Below are 16,454 nucleotides of genomic sequence, written 5' to 3' on the forward strand. Positions count from 1 at the left end.
GGCCCATGAAGATTTGTCTGATTACTGCTTTTCCGCCAAGTGGGCGGCAGTTGAACGAATACGGGCTGCATCTGGCGCGTGAATTACAGAAAAATCCGCTGCTCAGCCTCACCGTGGTCGGCGACGAACTGGCGGCCTGCGACTGGGCCACCGACGCCCACGGAAAGCAATTGGACGCGCACGAGGAGTTGCCCGAGTTCGACGTCGTCCGCACCTGGCGTTTCAACAGCATCAGCAGCCCTTACCGGATACTGAAGGTCCTGCGCGAAATCAAGCCCGACGTCGTCTGGTACAACCTGGTGTTCTCCACCTTTGCCACGCAGCAGCATCCCGTAGCCGCTTTCGCCGGGCTCTGCATTCCGGCGCTGACACGGGCCGCCGGGTTCTACACGCACGTTACCTTGCACCACCTGATGGAGCACGTCGATTTCGGCGCTGCCAACATTCGCGCCGAGCGGCTGTTCCGCTTCGCCAGTTCGCTGGCCACGCGCATGCTGCTGATGTCCAATTCCATCTCCGTGCTCTTGCCGGCTTACCGCCGCACGCTGATCGAGAAGTATCGCGCCGAAAATGTGCACTTCCGATCGCACGGCATCTTCGGCGCGCGCCCGGAGCCACCCGATTTCTCGCGCCGCGGGAATCCCGAGCACCGCGTTCTCGCCATCGGACACTGGGGTACTTACAAACGCCTGGAGACGCTGATGGAAGCGTTCCAGAAAATCCAGCGCCGCGTCCCCAATGCCAGGCTGGTCATCGCCGGCGCCAACCACCACACCATGCCCGGGTATTGGGAATCGATCGCGGAGAAGCATCGCAGTAATTCGGCTATCGATTTTCGCGGCTATGTCCCGGAGGACGAGATTCCCGATCTTTACAGCACCGCCAGCGTGCTGGTTCTGCCCTACGATTCTTCGACCGGTTCCAGTGGCCCCGCCCACCAGGCCTGCCAGTTCGGCCTGCCGATTGTCTCTTCCGACCTGCGCGAATTTATTGACATGGCCAGCGACGAATCCATGGCCATGGAATTTTTCCACCGCGGCGACGCCGAAGATCTCGCCAACAAACTGGTATCGATGCTGGAATCGCCCGAAAAGCTACGCGAGATGGCCGAGCAGAACTTTTCCGCCGCCTTGCGCATGACCATGCCCCAGATTATCCGTGAATACCTGCGCTCTTTCGACTTGCAGAAACGGGCCCGCGCCCTGTCGCATTCACGCTTCCGCCGCATCCCCCGTTGGAGCACGTCGCACTCGGAAAGCTTCCGCTTCGGCGGCTGGTCTCCCTGGATGTAAACACTTGAGGTCGTCTCCAGCAGTACAAAGGCCGTCCCGGAATTTCGAGACGGCCTTTCTTACTTTCAATGCAGTGAACGTGCTCAGGGTTTCAGATCATTGCCCGTCGAGGCAGCCGTTCTGGCCCGAATTGTTCGGGTAACCGGTGCCCGCAGTGTACGCCGCATTCGACCACTCCCCTTGCAGTTTCCAGCTGATTCCATTCGGGAACGTAACGTAAGGGACATTGAACGTCCAGGCGCACTTGTCACCATTCTCGCTGCCGCGGCTGTCGTACCAGCCGCCGTTCCGCGGATCGGTGCGTGCCTCCGACAATTCGTGCGCGCTCACGTTCGCCAGGGCCGCCAGGCCCTGCGAGTGCCCCGTCTGCGTATCCTGCGGATCGCATCCCGCGTCTCCATCAAGCTCCCAGAAGAACGCAAACTGCACCGGTGTGGTGCCGCACGTACCATAGCTGTGCCATGCGCAGTACCCGGCATTGCCGCGTGGCAGGTCGGTGTAAACCGGATAGTATCCGTTCCATACAACCGCGTTGCCGATCATACGGCAAACTTCTGCCAGGATCGCTGACGTCGAACCACCTCCGGAAGCTGTCGTGGTGTCGATCAAGTGACCGCCATAGCTGGTTGTCGACGTTACCTGACCGTTGGTACCGGTATATTCATCGGAAGTCGCGGCATAATGGGAACCGCTGAATCCCACATACCAGTTGTCCAGCCCTGAAATCTTGTCGTTGATGAAGTTGCTGTCGGTCCATCTCGGTCCCCACAAAATTACCGTCGATGCCGCCGTCGGCATAATCTGGCCGTTGTGAAAGACCATGTTTGCGCTCGATCTCGGGCGCGCCGCTTTGATGTCCTTGGCCCAATGAATTCCGAGCATCGGCGGTTCTGGCCGGCCATGCTCCTTTTGCGTTTCTTGCGCGAATCCGAACTGCACTGCCAGCAGCATAGCGAAGACCGCGACACAACCCCTCTTCATGAATGGCTCCTTAATGGATTCTTGACTCCAAGTCCCGTTGTGAATGCCGGAAACCCCACCAGCAGTTCTGACAGCGCAGGGAACCGCACGTCTCACCCCAGTTCAGGCATCGTAAAAGTGAGCAGAGCAGCGGGTCAATCCCGAAACTCACGATGTCTGCACCGCCGTAACCTCCAAAGCAGGTACTTAAGTTGTGTGCCTCTCGGAAGGCGGATGAGCTGAATGTACTAAGGCATGCGGGGACTAAGGCAAGAAAGGCGGTTTCGAGCGACCTTTGGCCGGAGAACTGGTAGAAAAAGGAGAACTGGTAGAAAAAGAAGAGGCCGGACTGTTTGGTCCGGCCTGGTCTCTCTTGTACTTCGCCTGAGTTCCGGCGAATCTTTAACTCGACGCGGCGTCACCTTCCGCGCCGAAAAGACTTACATCACGAGCGCGATCCCTTCCAACTCCTTCTGGATCACAGCCAGCGAACAGCCCGCGCCTTCCACTCTGCTGGCGGCATCGAGCGCTGCCTCGGGCGAGACCCCGTAGCCTCGTCCGGCCAGGAAAATCTGGAGTACGCGCGCAGCGTCCCAGGAATCCACGCTGCTTTGCAGCAATTCATTCCGTAGGGCTGCCAATTCACCGCTTGAAAACTTTTCAGCCATCATGGATCACCTCCGACCCTGAAGCTGGGTTCCTCACCCTCTCTAACAGTGCTAACCCTTACCTAATGAATTAGACTCCGCGTCCCCACTCTTAGTTGCAAGCAATTTTGAGACCAAATGTTGTGCAGACCCGCCTTCGGATGCTTAACCTTCATGCAAACTATTACAAATAAACAGTTTGCCAGTATTGTTTTGTTGCATGGGGAAGCACTCGCCGTCTCCCTTTGAGCCGGCCAAAGGACAAATCTTGTTCGCTGTTGGGAAAACACGTCGCCGAATCCGACCGCTCGCACCGTTGGTAGTGCAAATTTATGTCACTTCGGCTTCTTCCTGCAGCAGGATAGGAATTCCGTCCCGAATGGGGTAGGAAAGGTGGCAGTTGTCGCACTGCAGCCTGACCGCCTCAGTCAGCCGCAAATGCGTCTTGCAGACAGGGCAGGCGAGAATGTCGAGCAGTTCCTGGCTGATCACATTCACCATCTAGGCCACCATCGAGGCCAGTGTCATCATGTCGCCTACCACCAGATCAGGCTTAGCGCCACCTGGCGTTCCGCCCGATGCCCCTGGGCGCTGGTGCCGGTTCACCCACACGCTCGCAATCCCCAGCTCGTTGGCCGGAGCGACGTCATGATACAAGCTCTGCGCAACGTGTAAAACCTGCTCTCGGCCCACGCCCAACCGTTGCAGGGCAAGACGAAAGTTGTTCAACGATGGTTTGTAGCTTCGCGCCTGCTGCGCCGTGATCACGGCATCGAACGGAACCTCCAGGTGGACGGCGGTGCGGGCGAACAAATCATCATCGGTGTTGGAGATTACCGCCAGCTTGTAACGCTGCTTCAGCTTTCGCAGCGCCTCCACCGTATCGGGAAACGGCGCCCAATTGCCCAGCGCATCGGGCAAGGAGCGCATCTCCTCCCCGCTGATGGAAAACACCAACCGAGCCGCCATCTTTGCGATCACCGTCTCAAGGATCTGCCGGTATGTACGGTATTCACCCGCCTCCTCCACCCGCTCGATGTTGGCAAACAATTCGAGAATGCCGGTATCGCTCAGGTTGCGCCCATGCACCGCCAGGATCGGGCGGATCGAGGAAAGGATACCGGCGTCCCAATCGATCAGGGTGCCGTAGCAATCGAAGGTGAGCCAGGAAAACTTCGAGAAATCGAAATCTGACATGAACGAATCCGCCCTGACTCCTCAGCCCGGACTCCACCCCTACGCGCTCTACTTGAGTTGAAGCGGCTGCAGCAACTTGAAGCTGAGCGCCGATTCCGAAGGCAGCACGATGTCCTTGTTGCCGGTGAAGGCCGCGCCCGCCGTGCCCGCGCCCGCGCCCGCCAACACGCCGATCGCAGCACCCTTGCCGCCACCCGCCAGCCCGCCAATGATCGCGCCCAGTCCAGCGCCTCCGCCGACAGCAACTGCGGTGCGTTTACCCTTGCCCTTGGTGGCTTCGGTCACTGCCGCCGTCTGAATGTTGTAACTGTTACCGCCAACCTTCAATGTATTCAGCGCCAGCCGCAGCCGCGCGCCGCCTTTAAACCGGCCCAGCGGCACCGCTTCCGCGACCGTTCCGCTCGCTTCGGCGCCCGTCGGGATCACGACCTTGCCATTGATCTCAATCGGCTGCGACACCGTCGCCGCAAACGCCTGTCCGGGGCTGCTGATCTTGGATCCGACCGCCTGGCTCAGCCGCACCACGATGTGCTGGCCTGCCGGGACCACCAGGCTCTCGGCCGCCGATGGCTTTGCTATGGTTCCGGTTGCGGCCGTTTTAGCGCCTGCGGCCATGCCACCCGCCGCACCCGATGCGCCTCCTGCAGCAGTCGTTCCACTCGCAGACGGCCCTCCCTCCGTGGTCGCCGGCTCAGCCGGTTTCTTCGCGCACGCCAGCAACAATGAAATACACAAGACTATAAGAACCGACGGGAGTAATGTTCGCCGCATACGCACCTCCACTTTCTCGCACGGTTTTTACCAGAACCCCGCTTGGATATCAATCTTACTGGAAACCGGCTCCCGCGCTGCGCCTGGCCCAGCCCGATTTGTGCTCCCACGCGAAACCCTGTTGCATCCAACCTTCCGTCGAAGCACGAAAGAACCGTGGCGCACGCATGGCACGACATCAGTCCGGGTGAGCATCTGCCGCAGGAATTCTACGCGGTCATCGAAATCCCGCTCGGTTCCAATGTCAAATATGAACTTGACAAGGTGAGCGGCCTGATCAAAATGGACCGCGTGCTCTACTCCGCCGTGTATTATCCCGCAAATTATGGGTTCATTCCGCAAACCCTGGCTGAGGACGACGATCCGCTCGACGTTCTAGTGCTCTGCCAGGAAAGCGTCGCTCCCCTGACGCTGATCGCCGCCCGCGCCATCGGCGTGATGACCATGGTGGATTCCGGCAAGCTCGACCACAAGGTAATTGCGGTCGCCGTCAACGATCCTGAATTCAGCGCCTACCATGAGGCCGAGGAGATGCCGCCGCACCGGCTGGTCATGGTCCGCCGCTTCTTCCAGGACTACAAGCAGCTGGAAGGCAAGGCGGTTGAGGTCGACACCATCCAGCCCGCCCACAAGGCCTATCCGATCATCGAAGAGGCCTTGGCCCGTTACCGCAGAATGCCGCGACGTGGCCTCAACACGAAATAATAGTGTCCATTCTCTGAGGCCTAAGCCCGAAACTTTTTTGGCACCTGCTCCCACTATGGTTACGCGGCGTTTTCTTGTCTGGCTCCATTCCCCCCGCACGGCGTGCGCAATGCTAGCCTGAGGGCTGACGGGAGCGGCTATGCCTACGGGTAGCAGCGTGCGCGAGCCGGAGCGCGTGGCGCCGGAGAAGTTCCAGTGGTACTTGATCGAGAGCTCCAGCGCCGGACCTTCCCCGCTTGCGGACCGACCACTCGAGCTTGGACCCTTCGCCAGCGAGAACGAGTGTCGCGCCGTGCTCGACAGCGCCAGGCGCATCGAGCGCTTCCGGAACTCCGTTCTTGAGATTCACAAGCGAATCGAACGCGGCGACCAGCGCTTTCGTGTCGAATACACGGTGCGCCTTTGCCGACCGGGCAACGACGCCGCGATACAGCTTCCCCACACCTTGGATTTGTCTATCTCCGGTGTGCGTCTTGGCGGCCTCACCGCCAGGGTCAATCCCGGCGAGATCTTCACGATTCACTGGCAGGAACGCAAGGCGCCGTTCCAGGTGGTCTGGGTTGGCTCAGGATCAGTGGCCGACCAAGCCGGGCTGAAGTGTCTTGCCCCCGACGTCAACATCTGGAAGCTGGAGTCTCTGGAACTGACGCCTGAGCAACGCCTGCCTCGGGAGATCGACCGCGCACGAGCGGTGCAGAACCGGCTCTTTCCCCAGCAAAAGCCATGGTTGCAAACGCTGGACTACAGCGGACACTGCATCCAGGCCAGGACGGTGGGCGGCGATTATTATGATTTCCTGCCGTTTGCGCCTGGAGACGTCGGCTTGGTGGTGGCTGACGTCTCTGGCAAGGGCGTCGCAGGGGCTTTGCTGATGGCCAACCTGCACGGCAGTCTGCAGGCACAGTGCGCTTCCGGCTCGCGAGATCCCCTCCGCCTGCTCGCCTCCGTCAATCGCCATCTTCACAGGCACACCGAGAGCCAGCGCTATGTCACGGCATTTCTCGGCTGCTACCGGGACCAGGGACGCGTGTTGCGATACGTCAATTGCGGGCACAATCCGCCCCTGTTGCTGCGCCACCACGGCGCGGTGGAGCGGTTGGAACCAACCGCCACCGTGCTCGGTGTGTTTCCTGGCTGGGAGGGCGCGGTCGGCGAAACCACGATTGCGCCCGGCGACATTCTGACCATCTACACCGACGGCATCACCGAGACCAGGGGCATTCATGACCAGGAGTTTGGCGAAGCCCGCCTGCTTCGCACCATCCGAATAAATCGCCACCTTGAGGTGGCATGCCTGCTTGAGAAAGTGGAGAAGGTGGTGGAAGAGTTCCGCTTCGGCGACTGCCACGATGATTTGACCATGATTATTGCCCGGGGCAGGTAGCGCAGCCCCGCCAGGCTTCCGTGATTGCGGAACTGCGGCATTAAAACGGGCAGTTCGACATCAATTCCCCAATTCGCCAATTTCGCAATCCAAAACACCATCTGCCCGCTTCGAGTCCCGCCCAGAGATTACACAAGTATTACAAACCCTGCCCTCCTCGGCTGCTACCTTAAGTGTGGGGCGTTTTCCCAAATCATCTCAGGATGGCATTCATGCGCATTGCTGCGCGAGACCGCACGTTTCGCGAATCCATTAGTCCGCTGACCACGTTCTTCATGTTGATGTACCACATCGGCGCCGTCGCCGCCCTGTTCCTGTTCACCTGGAAGGGAGTGCTGGCCGCGGCCATCCTTTGGTGGATCTCGGGAAGCCTCGGCATCGGCATGGGCTACCATCGCCTGCTCACCCACCGGGGCTACAAGTGCCCCAAGTGGGTGGAATATTTCTTGACCCTTTGCGGAGCGCTGGCGCTGGAAGGCGGACCGATGTTCTGGGTGGCAACGCACCGCGTTCACCATCAGAACTCCGATCATGATGGCGATCCCCACTCCCCTCGCGACGGCGGCTTCTGGTCGCACATGGGCTGGATCATCACCGGCCGCGCCATTCACAACAACTCCAGCGAAGTGCTTCCCTACGTTCCCGACCTCCGCAAAGACAAGTTTCACGTCTGGATCAGCCAATGGCACTGGATGCCGCAGGTAGTCGTCGGCCTGGCCCTGCTCGCCTTCGGCGGCTGGAGCTGCATGCTTTGGGGCGTTTTCTTCCGCACCACCATCGGCCTGCACGCCACTTGGCTGGTGAACTCGGCAACCCACATGTGGGGACGCCAGCGCTTTCTCACCGGCGACACCTCGCGCAACAGTTTCTGGGTTGCCGTGCTGACCTTCGGAGAAGGCTGGCACAATAACCATCACGCGCACGCCCAGTCGGCGCGCCATGGCCTGGCTTGGTACGAGTTCGACATGAACTGGTACGGCATTTGCGCTCTGCGCGCTCTCGGCCTGGCATGGGACGTTAAGCTCCCGCGGTTCATGACCGACGCGCCTTCCCGGCCACTCGCCACTATTCCCGTTGAAACCCCGTTGCTTGAAGAACAGCTGGCCCCGGTCACATCCGGTGACTAGGAGACCCACATGAGAATCACCGCGCGTGATCGCACCTTCACGCAACCCCTTAATTTCACCATCGCATTTTTTCTTGGCTTGGTTCATGTCGGGGCGATCGCGGCCTTCTTCTTCTTTACCTGGCAGGGGCTGGCGTGGGCAGTCTTTCTCTGGTGGGTTTCAGGAAGCCTGGGCATCGGCATGGGCTATCACCGCCTGCTCACGCACCGCGGATACAAATGTCCGAAGTGGGTGGAATATTTCCTCACCGCGTGTGCCTCCATCAGCTTGCAAGGCGGGCCCATCGGCTGGGTCTCCACGCACCGCCTGCATCACCAGCGGTCCGACAAGGAAGGCGACCCGCACTCCCCGCGCGAAGGCGGATTCTGGGCGCACATCGGCTGGGTGATCACCGGCGAAGCCAATCACAACCGGACTACCGAGCTACTGGCGTATGTTCCCGACCTTCGCAAGGACAAGTTTCACCTCTGGATCAGCAAGTGGCACTGGGTACCACTCGCTGCGCTTGCTGTCTTCACCTTTGTCATCGGCGGCTTGGCCTTCGGATGGGCGGTGGGATGGTCGTGCCTGCTTTGGGGAATTTTCCTGCGCACCGTCGTCGGCGTTCACGCCACGTTTTTCGTGAATTCCGCTACCCACATGTGGGGCCCGCAGCGCTTCCCCACCGGCGATGATTCCACCAACAATTTCTGGGTCGCACTCTTCACCTGGGGCGAGGGCTGGCACAACAACCACCACGCCCATCCGCAATCCGCGCGGCACGGGCTGGCGTGGTACGAGTTCGACATCAACTGGTATGGCATCCAGGTGCTGCGCCGGCTCGGCCTCGCCTGGGACGTGAAGACGCCCAAGTTTGCAGCTCAGCAACCGGAAACGCCTGCCGTTCCGCAATCGTCGGTCGAAGTTCCAGTCAGTGCCGACCTGGTCCAGGCCGCTTCCGGCAACTGACAAATGCTGTCTCCAGAAGTTGAAGTGCCTGGTGAGCGCCAGCCGGCGTGAACGCGATGCGACCATCGCGTAGAATATTCACCGCCGATGCGCATCGCCAGCCGCACCAAGACGATCGCTTTCTTCATCACTTTGGGCGCCTGTCTGATCGGCGTCGCCATCGCGCTCAACGTCAGCTGGATCGTTCTCAAGTGGCGCGAGGTCGGAGCGCTCGTCCTCGGCATCATCTTTTTCGCCTTCATTATCGCCGGCGTGGTGCTGAACACCGTTTTTCTGGTTCGCGAAATTCGCCGCAACGAGCAGCAGGACAGTTTTCTCAACGCCGTCACCCATGAGTTGAAAACTCCGGTGACCTCGATCCGCCTGTACTTGCAGACCCTGCAGCGCCGCGAGTTGGCCGACACGGAACGCCGCGATTTCTACCGCATCATGCTGGAGGACACCGACCGTCTGCTGGGCACCGTCGAGCAGGTGCTCAAGGCGGGCGAGGCGCGGCATGGTGTCAGCGACGAGCGCCATCGCGAGGAGGTCGATTTTGCCGCGGTGGTGAAAGACGCGGTCGAATTGGCGGCGCTTCGCCATCACCTCGAGCCCGGCGTCCTGGTGCTGCACCAGGGTTCCGCCGACGGCATCGTCGTCATCGGCAATCGCGAGGAACTGCGCACCGCGGTGGCCAACTTGTTGGACAACGCGGTCAAGTACACACCGGCGGAAAAAAACATTGTCGTGGACTTGCTCACCCCCGATATCGATAGCGCGCTCCTGCGCGTTCGCGACAACGGCGTCGGCATTCCGCGCTCCGAGCTGAAGCGGATATTCAAGCGCTTTTATCGCATCCCGGCTAAGATCACCAGTTCGGTCCGCGGCACCGGGCTGGGACTGTTCATTGTCCGCTCCATCATCAAGCGTCACGGCGGAGAAGTGATGGCCGAGAGCCCGGGCGAGGGCCGCGGCAGCACCTTCAGCGTCCGCCTCCCGAGGGTCTATCGCACATGAGCCGGATACTCATTGTCGAGGACGAACCGCACCTGGCCCAAGGCTTGCGCTTCAACCTGCAAGCCGAAGAGCACCAGGTTGACCTCGCCCCAACCGGCGAAGACGCGCTGCAGTTCCTGCTGCAGGACAAAAAGAACTTTGACCTCGTCGTGCTCGACATCATGCTCCCCGGCAAGGACGGCTTCGAGGTTGCGCGCGAGCTGCGCGATGCCGAGCTCTACGTTCCACTGCTCATGCTTACCGCGCGCGGCCGCCCGGAAGACGTGCTCAAGGGCTTTGAAGCAGGCGCCGACGATTACCTGCCCAAGCCCTTCAACCTCGACATCCTGCTGGCCCGTATCCGCAGCCTGTTGCGCCGCAAGGACTGGCTGCAGGGCGGCAATGACAAAGCCCCGGGCAGCCGCGTGTCGCGCGAGCCCGACGTGTTCACTTTCGGCCACAATACCTTCGATTTCGGCAAGCTTCAGATCCGGTCGGGCAAACAGGTCTTCCAGCTCACCATGATGGAAACCGACCTGCTCCGCTACCTGATCCGGAACAGCGGCCGTCCGGTTTCGCGCAAGGCAATGCTGGAAAATGTCTGGAACCTGGCGGAAGACACCGAAACCCGCGCCATCGACAATTTCATCGTCCGCTTGCGCCGTTACATTGAGAAAGACCCGGCCAAGCCGCGGCACCTGATCACCATCCGCGGCCTCGGTTACCAGTTCGTGCCTGCTCCTGATTAATTGCTCCAGAAGTCAGGAACCGAAGGAGGGTGGATGTTCCGGCTCCCGCCAGAGTACGCCGATGCCGCACTGCTGCTGTTGCGTCTGATGATTGCTTCCATCTTTATTACCAGCGGATGGAGCCACGCCAAGGATCCCGAGGGCCGCGGCAAAAGCATCGGCATGAGCAAGGGCTTCACGCTCTTCCTCGGCTTGGCAGAACTGGCCGGAGGACTCGGCGTCGCCTTTGGCGTGCTCGCGCAACTCGCGGCGCTGGGCTTGATCCTGGTCATGCTCGGCGCCATCCACAAAAAGATCTTTCTCTGGCACACCGGCTTCTGGGGAAAAAATGCATCCGGCTGGCACTACGACCTGATGCTCGTCATCATGAACCTGGTGGTGATTGCCACCGGTGGCGGACGCTGGGTCCTGCTGAAGTAAAGTACGCCGGGCGAAGCGCTACAATTCCAGGCGCGTGCAACGATCAAGATCCATGCGCGAAGTGCTGGAAGCGTTGGACTGGGTGCGGCACGAGATGATGCACCGCGGCTCTCCTGACTTCATCCGCCAACGCCAACTGGAGCAGCGCGTCCACCAGCTCGCGTCTGGGCTGGCGCGCAGCAACTCCGGAAAGCCCGTTTCCACCTCGAATCTGCGCCACGCCTGGAAAAACTATCCTTCCGGGTAAGCACGGCAACTTCGAGCCGCATCGTAAGTTGCGGGAGGTAAAGGCATGAAACGAGTGTGTCTGCTGCTATTGGTGCTAGGACTGTTCACCGCCACTGTTGTCGCCCAGACAACAGCCTTGCCGTCGGAACGGCAGAGACTTGGAGGGAATGACCCGAGTGCGCGGGTCAGCCGCGAGGTCATGCACGAGTTGCTGATGCTGCCCTACTACAGCGTGTGGGACAACCTGGCATTCCAGGTGAACGGGTATACGGTTACCCTGTTGGGGCAAGTGGTGAATGGCGCCACGAAGTCTGATGCCGAGTCAGCGGTAAAGCACATCGAGGGCGTGCAGAAAGTGATCAACAACATCGAGGTGCTGCCGCCATCGCCGATGGATGACCGGATCCGCCGGCAGGAGTACCGCGCCATCTTCGGCTACGACGGGCTGAGCAGGTATTCCTGGGGCGCCGTGCCGAGCATTCACATCATTGTGAAGGGCGGTCACGTTACCCTGGTCGGCGTAGTGGACAACGATGCTGACAAGCATGTGGCGGAGATACAGGCGAAGAGCGTGCCCGACGTGTTCTCGGTGGATAACCAGTTACAGGTAGCATCCAACCGGCCGAAGTAGCCGATTTGAGTTTCCACCAAGGTTCCCCGAGGAACCTTGGTGGAGATCGTGAGCTACTGAATCTGAAATCACTTGCCGCGAGCGCGGATTTCCTGGGGCAGGAGCGCGGCGTAGGTGAATTCCATGGCGGGAACGGCAACAGCGGCGGCGCGGCCCAGGCGCACAACGCTGCCGACAATTGCCTCCAGTTCTGACGGACGCCCGTTCACGATATCGCGCTGCATGGAGGCGGTGCCTTCGCCGGGTATGCTGTCGATGAACGCCAGGTTGCGCGCAACAATGTCGTCGGCGAGGCGCACCCCGCGCTTGCGCGCCACCGCCGCCACTTCTTCCATCATGCGCTGAACCAGTTCACGCGTAGGCCGCACCTGGCGCATTTCGCCCGCAGTGGCGCGCGACACCGCGCCGACACCGCTGATGGAAGAGATGAACAGCAGCTTCTCCCAGAGCGCCGCCTGGATGTCGGGAGTTGCCTTCACGTTCACGCCCGCAGCATGCAAGGCATCGAGAAGAGCTTTCGCGTTCCCGTTCAGGGCGCTGCCGTCAACTTCTCCCAGCACCACCGCCGGTTCCAGCCCGCCAATTTTGATTACGCCAGGCGCAGCGATGGAAGCGATCACGCGGCACAGGCCGCCGAGGACGTGCTCGCGCCCGAGAACTTCGACCAGCTGGTCTACCGCCTCGACGCCATTCTGAAGCGGCACCACGCGCGTGCCGGATTTCAGCAAGGGCCGCATCGCTCGCGCTGCGTCGGGAACCTGCCAGGCTTTGACCCCGACGATGACACTGTCCACCGGACCAATATCGGCGGGATTGTCGCTGGCGGCGGCGGGTTTGATAGTGAACTCTTCCTTGGGGGTCTGAATGCGCAGGCCGCCGGCGCGGATGGCTTTCAGGTGCTCGCCGCGCGCAACCATGGAAACGGAGTCGCCGGCGCGCGCCAGGACAGCGCCGAAGTAGCCGCCCACACCACCCACGCCATAAATAGCAATTTTCAAAATGCTCAACTCAATCACCTACCGGACACAAGGATCACAGTGATAGTAACTCGCCGCAGCAGCCGGCGATTGCCGATTGCAATCGGTCAAAAAACAGCCCCGGCGATGGCGCCGGGGCCCTGGACCGAAGAAGTTAACTTCTAGCGTGTTCCGACCAACTCGGCTTCCTCTGTCATCTTGGCCTGTTGTTTCGCAGGCTCCAGGTATATGGGCGTATCGAACTCTGGGATCAGCAGCGGTTGCTTGCGCTGCAGCAGTTCGATCCACCGTTTGAAGGTGGCGACAAAGAGGATGACCATCAGTACCATCACCGCGATAGAAAAGCCCACCAGCAGGTACAACTTCTTGGGCAGGAAGTTGTCCACCACGTTCAGGTACCCGGCATACATGGTGATGAACGCCATGCAGACACCGGGCACGCCCGTGACCCAGGCGTACTTCTTTTTGCCGGTGCGGATCAGCATGGTCGTGCAGATGATCAGGGCACTGGAGGCCAGCAATTGATTGCTCATGCCGAACAGCGGCCAGATGGTCGCAATATCGCCGGTGTACACCAGGTAACCCCAGGAGCCGGTAAACAGCAAGCTGGTAAGAACGATGCCCGGCCACCACTTCTTTTCCAGCATCTTCGGGAACACCTTCCCGAGCAGCTCCTGCAGCAGGAAGCGTCCGACGCGCGTGCCGGTGTCGACGGCGGTCAGAATAAACACCGCCTCGAACATGATGCAGAAGTGATACCAGTAAGACATCAGGTGCTTCATTCCAGGCACTGACGAGAACACGTAAGACATGCCGACGGCCAGGGAGACGGCGCCACCCGGGCGACCTTGTATGGTTTCACCGACCTCCTTCGAAAGCGTTGGCAAGTTCACCGGCAAGAGGTGAAGCTTGGCGAACGCGGCCGGAGCCGAGTTAATCGCGAAGTAGTCGGCGGGGACCAGCACGCAGGCCGCGATCAGCGCCATGATGGCCACGAAGCCTTCCAGCAGCATCGCACCGTAGCCGATGAACAGGATTTCTCTTTCATTGGCGACCATCTTCGGCGTAGTGCCGCTGCCGATGATGGCGTGAAATCCCGACAGCGCGCCGCACGCGATGATGATGAAGACGAACGGAAACACCTTGCCCGGTACTACCGGCCCGCCACCGTGGATATAAGGCGTTAGCGCCGGCATCTGAAGCGTTGGGTGGACAAAGAAGATGCCCAGGGTCAGTGCCGCGATGGTGCCGACTTTCAGGTAAGTGGACAGGTAATCCCGCGGGCACAGCAGCACCCAAACGGGCAACACCGATGCCACGAACCCGTAGAGCGGAATCACGATCGCCAGTTGGTGCTTGGAAAGCATGAACAGCTTCGACAAAGCGGGACTCGCGGCGACATAGGGTCCTGTTATGACAGCAGCGAAGAGCAGCACCACGCCGAGAATGCTGGCGCCAAGTACGTCACCCTTTCGGAAGCCGTAGAGCCAATATCCCATCAGCAGCGCGATCGGAAGCGTGCAGAAGACCACGAACGCGCCCCAGGCGCTCGAAAACAGCGCGTTGACCACGGCGATGGACAATCCGGCCAGCGTCAGGATCAGAATGAACAGGAACGCGAAGTGCGCCACCATGCCGGCGACTTTTCCGACCTCGGTTTCGGCGATCATCGAGAGGCTTCTGCCCTTATGCCTCACCGAGGCGAACAACACCACCATGTCGTGAACCGCGCCCGCCACCACGCACCCGATCAGGATCCACAGCGCACCGGGGAGGTAGCCAAATTGCGCGGCCAGCACCGGGCCGAGCAGCGGGCCAGCGGCCGCTATGGCAGCGAAGTGGTGTCCGAACAGTACGTATTTGTTGGTTTTGTGGTAGTCCACGCCATCGGCCATATAGTTGGCCGGTGTCGCTCTGCCATTCAGCTGAAGAACCTTGTCCGCAAGGAATATCCCGTAGAACCGGTACGCCATTGCGAAAATTAATAATGCGGCGAAGACAAGGACTAATGAATTCATCAATTCCTCCCTCAGGGCCTCTGGACAGCGTCGGGGGACCGGGCGGCCAGGCCTGGGTCTTCAACGTGAAACTATCGCTGCCGGAAGCCATCTACCGTGATGTGACGCACTTGGAAATGTGCGGTCCGACACAGGGCAGTGTGCGGGGGGAGAGGGCGCTTATTCGTAGCGCAGAGCTTCGATGGGGTCGAGCTTGGAGGCCTTGCGGGCGGGATAGAAGCCGAAGAATACGCCCACGGCGACCGCAAAAATGGCGGCGATGCCGATGGCCTGCGGGGGGATCTCCATCGGCCAGCGCAGCGCTTGCCCGACCAGGAACGAACCGGCCACGCCGAACCCCACCCCCAACACTCCACCAAACAGGCTGAGGATCACGGCTTCCCCGAGGAACTGCTTGGCGACGTCGCCATCGGTGGCGCCGATGGACATGCGCACGCCAATTTCGCGGGTGCGCTCGGTGACGGAGACGAGCATGACGTTCATGATGCCGATGCCTCCCACCAGCAGGGAGACGCAGGCGATGCTGATCAGCAGGAGCGAGAATGTGCGCCGGGCTTCCAACTGCGCGTTGATGAACTCATCGGGCCGGCGGATGTTGAAGTCGTCGTCCTGGCCGGCACGGATGTGATGGCGCTCGCGCAACAGGGCCGTGATCTGCTGGATCGCGGGATTAATGGCGTCCGGTGATACCGCGGAGCAGACGATGTCGTCCAGCCAGTTGTTACCCTTCAATTTTTTTTGCGCCGTGGTGTACGGCATGATGATGGTGTCGTCCTGGTCCTGGCCGAAGGAAGTCTGCCCGCGGGCAACCAGCACGCCCATCACCTGGCACGGAAGACTGTTCACGCGGATCACTTTGCCGATCGGGTTCTCGGCTTCGAAAAGCTGCTGGCGCACGGTTTCACCGATCACGCAAACGTCGCTGGCGCGGTCCACATCGGCCTGCGTGAAGGGCGCGCCCACGGAAAGTCCCCAACGCTTGATGGTGAACCACTCCGGCGCAACGCCGCGATAACCCGTGTTCCAGTTCTTGTTGCCGTAGATGATTTGAATGCGGGAATCGACGTTGGGCGAAGCCAGCTTGATCAGCGGCACCTGGCGCACGATGGCTTCCACATCGCTCTGCATCAGGGTCTTGGTGCCATGGCTGCCGGTGCGGATACCGTTGGGAGCGCGCGAACCGGCTTCGATCCAAACGAAGTTGTCGCCCAGATTGTTGAGCTGCTCCTGCACCTGCGCCGATCCCGCCTGGCCGATGGCAACGACGCAAATGACCGCGCCGATACCAATGGTGATGCCGAGCACGGTGAGCGTGCTGCGCATCTTGTTGCGGAACAGAGCGCGCAGCGCTTCGCGAACGATGGCGCGAGGAGACATCTGCTGATTATTCTAACTCCTGATCGGAAGGCGAGTCGCGCCATGCAC

General features: G+C 60.6%; 18 protein-coding genes. 10 read left to right on the forward strand and 8 right to left on the reverse strand.

The window, feature by feature from the left end; genetic code table 11:
* Positions 1–5 precede the first annotated feature (5 nt).
* Positions 6–1,292 carry a glycosyltransferase gene (locus tag VFI82_05325; GenBank protein ID HET7184082.1) on the forward strand — a complete coding sequence of 429 codons (1,287 nt, stop codon included), beginning with the start codon at positions 6–8 and terminating at the stop codon, positions 1,290–1,292.
* A gap of 96 nt (positions 1,293–1,388) precedes the next feature.
* Here the strand turns inward: VFI82_05325 and VFI82_05330 are convergent, their stop codons facing one another.
* The 5 genes from VFI82_05330 to VFI82_05350 all read right to left on the reverse strand — a co-directional run bounded on the left by VFI82_05330 (position 1,389) and on the right by VFI82_05350 (position 4,711).
* Positions 1,389–2,273, reverse strand: a complete 885-nt coding sequence (locus VFI82_05330; GenBank protein HET7184083.1) for a hypothetical protein — start codon at positions 2,271–2,273, stop codon at positions 1,389–1,391.
* A gap of 419 nt (positions 2,274–2,692) precedes the next feature.
* Complete coding sequence (locus VFI82_05335) at positions 2,693–2,923, reverse strand: hypothetical protein (GenBank protein HET7184084.1); 231 nt, start codon at positions 2,921–2,923, stop codon at positions 2,693–2,695.
* A gap of 306 nt (positions 2,924–3,229) precedes the next feature.
* Entirely contained in the window at positions 3,230–3,400 is a 171-nt protein-coding gene (locus tag VFI82_05340) for a Trm112 family protein (GenBank protein HET7184085.1), read from the reverse strand.
* Complete coding sequence (locus VFI82_05345) at positions 3,401–4,096, reverse strand: haloacid dehalogenase type II (protein ID HET7184086.1); 696 nt, start codon at positions 4,094–4,096, stop codon at positions 3,401–3,403. It abuts the gene before it with no gap.
* A gap of 48 nt (positions 4,097–4,144) precedes the next feature.
* Complete coding sequence (locus VFI82_05350) at positions 4,145–4,711, reverse strand: hypothetical protein (protein HET7184087.1); 567 nt, start codon at positions 4,709–4,711, stop codon at positions 4,145–4,147.
* Between the two features lie 312 nt (positions 4,712–5,023).
* Between VFI82_05350 and VFI82_05355 the strand changes: the two genes are divergently transcribed.
* From VFI82_05355 to VFI82_05395, 9 genes are all read left to right on the forward strand, one after another.
* Entirely contained in the window at positions 5,024–5,572 is a 549-nt protein-coding gene (locus VFI82_05355; protein HET7184088.1) for an inorganic diphosphatase, read from the forward strand.
* 139 nt (positions 5,573–5,711) lie between these two features.
* On the forward strand, positions 5,712–6,956 hold the full coding sequence (locus tag VFI82_05360; GenBank protein ID HET7184089.1) for a PP2C family protein-serine/threonine phosphatase: 1,245 nt from the start codon (positions 5,712–5,714) through the stop codon (positions 6,954–6,956).
* Between the two features lie 212 nt (positions 6,957–7,168).
* A complete protein-coding gene (locus VFI82_05365) occupies positions 7,169–8,083 on the forward strand; it encodes a fatty acid desaturase (GenBank protein HET7184090.1) in 915 nt (304 codons plus the stop codon).
* A 9-nt stretch (positions 8,084–8,092) separates the two neighbouring features.
* Positions 8,093–9,031, forward strand: a complete 939-nt coding sequence (locus tag VFI82_05370; protein HET7184091.1) for an acyl-CoA desaturase — start codon at positions 8,093–8,095, stop codon at positions 9,029–9,031.
* An 87-nt stretch (positions 9,032–9,118) separates the two neighbouring features.
* Positions 9,119–10,027, forward strand: coding sequence for a HAMP domain-containing sensor histidine kinase (locus VFI82_05375; protein ID HET7184092.1), 909 nt, complete (start codon positions 9,119–9,121; stop codon positions 10,025–10,027).
* Positions 10,024–10,755, forward strand: coding sequence for a response regulator transcription factor (locus VFI82_05380; protein HET7184093.1), 732 nt, complete (start codon positions 10,024–10,026; stop codon positions 10,753–10,755). Before VFI82_05375 ends, VFI82_05380 begins: the two co-directional genes overlap by 4 nt.
* A 33-nt stretch (positions 10,756–10,788) precedes the next feature.
* Positions 10,789–11,175: a DoxX family protein gene (locus tag VFI82_05385; GenBank protein HET7184094.1), complete on the forward strand. Its 387-nt coding sequence runs from the start codon at positions 10,789–10,791 to the stop codon at positions 11,173–11,175.
* A gap of 52 nt (positions 11,176–11,227) precedes the next feature.
* Entirely contained in the window at positions 11,228–11,422 is a 195-nt protein-coding gene (locus VFI82_05390; GenBank protein HET7184095.1) for a hypothetical protein, read from the forward strand.
* Between the two features lie 45 nt (positions 11,423–11,467).
* Entirely contained in the window at positions 11,468–12,034 is a 567-nt protein-coding gene (locus VFI82_05395) for a BON domain-containing protein (GenBank protein HET7184096.1), read from the forward strand.
* Between the two features lie 68 nt (positions 12,035–12,102).
* On the opposite strand, the gene VFI82_05400 is transcribed toward VFI82_05395, so the two are convergent.
* The 3 genes from VFI82_05400 to VFI82_05410 form a co-directional block, all read right to left on the reverse strand.
* A complete protein-coding gene (locus tag VFI82_05400; protein HET7184097.1) occupies positions 12,103–13,032 on the reverse strand; it encodes a 2-dehydropantoate 2-reductase in 930 nt (309 codons plus the stop codon).
* 140 nt (positions 13,033–13,172) lie between these two features.
* The gene (locus tag VFI82_05405; protein ID HET7184098.1) at positions 13,173–15,029 is read right to left on the reverse strand and encodes a carbon starvation protein A; all 1,857 of its coding nucleotides are present in this window, start codon (positions 15,027–15,029) and stop codon (positions 13,173–13,175) included.
* A 159-nt stretch (positions 15,030–15,188) separates the two neighbouring features.
* Complete coding sequence (locus tag VFI82_05410; GenBank protein HET7184099.1) at positions 15,189–16,406, reverse strand: ABC transporter permease; 1,218 nt, start codon at positions 16,404–16,406, stop codon at positions 15,189–15,191.
* Positions 16,407–16,454 lie beyond the last annotated feature (48 nt).

The sequence above is a fragment of the Terriglobales bacterium genome (genome assembly GCA_035691485.1).
Classification (GTDB): Bacteria; Acidobacteriota; Terriglobia; order Terriglobales; family Acidobacteriaceae; genus JAIQGF01.

Coding starts and splice junctions, on each gene's coding strand:
- VFI82_05325 (HET7184082.1), top strand. CDS start 6: ATGAAGATTTGTCTGATTACTGCTTTTCCGCCAAGTGGGCGGCAGTTG.
- VFI82_05330 (HET7184083.1), bottom strand. CDS start 2,273: ATGAAGAGGGGTTGTGTCGCGGTCTTCGCTATGCTGCTGGCAGTGCAG.
- VFI82_05335 (HET7184084.1), bottom strand. CDS start 2,923: ATGATGGCTGAAAAGTTTTCAAGCGGTGAATTGGCAGCCCTACGGAAT.
- VFI82_05340 (HET7184085.1), bottom strand. CDS start 3,400: ATGGTGAATGTGATCAGCCAGGAACTGCTCGACATTCTCGCCTGCCCT.
- VFI82_05345 (HET7184086.1), bottom strand. CDS start 4,096: ATGTCAGATTTCGATTTCTCGAAGTTTTCCTGGCTCACCTTCGATTGC.
- VFI82_05350 (HET7184087.1), bottom strand. CDS start 4,711: ATGGCCGCAGGCGCTAAAACGGCCGCAACCGGAACCATAGCAAAGCCA.
- VFI82_05360 (HET7184089.1), top strand. CDS start 5,712: ATGCCTACGGGTAGCAGCGTGCGCGAGCCGGAGCGCGTGGCGCCGGAG.
- VFI82_05365 (HET7184090.1), top strand. CDS start 7,169: ATGCGCATTGCTGCGCGAGACCGCACGTTTCGCGAATCCATTAGTCCG.
- VFI82_05370 (HET7184091.1), top strand. CDS start 8,093: ATGAGAATCACCGCGCGTGATCGCACCTTCACGCAACCCCTTAATTTC.
- VFI82_05375 (HET7184092.1), top strand. CDS start 9,119: ATGCGCATCGCCAGCCGCACCAAGACGATCGCTTTCTTCATCACTTTG.
- VFI82_05380 (HET7184093.1), top strand. CDS start 10,024: ATGAGCCGGATACTCATTGTCGAGGACGAACCGCACCTGGCCCAAGGC.
- VFI82_05385 (HET7184094.1), top strand. CDS start 10,789: ATGTTCCGGCTCCCGCCAGAGTACGCCGATGCCGCACTGCTGCTGTTG.
- VFI82_05390 (HET7184095.1), top strand. CDS start 11,228: ATGCGCGAAGTGCTGGAAGCGTTGGACTGGGTGCGGCACGAGATGATG.
- VFI82_05395 (HET7184096.1), top strand. CDS start 11,468: ATGAAACGAGTGTGTCTGCTGCTATTGGTGCTAGGACTGTTCACCGCC.
- VFI82_05405 (HET7184098.1), bottom strand. CDS start 15,029: ATGAATTCATTAGTCCTTGTCTTCGCCGCATTATTAATTTTCGCAATG.
- VFI82_05410 (HET7184099.1), bottom strand. CDS start 16,406: ATGTCTCCTCGCGCCATCGTTCGCGAAGCGCTGCGCGCTCTGTTCCGC.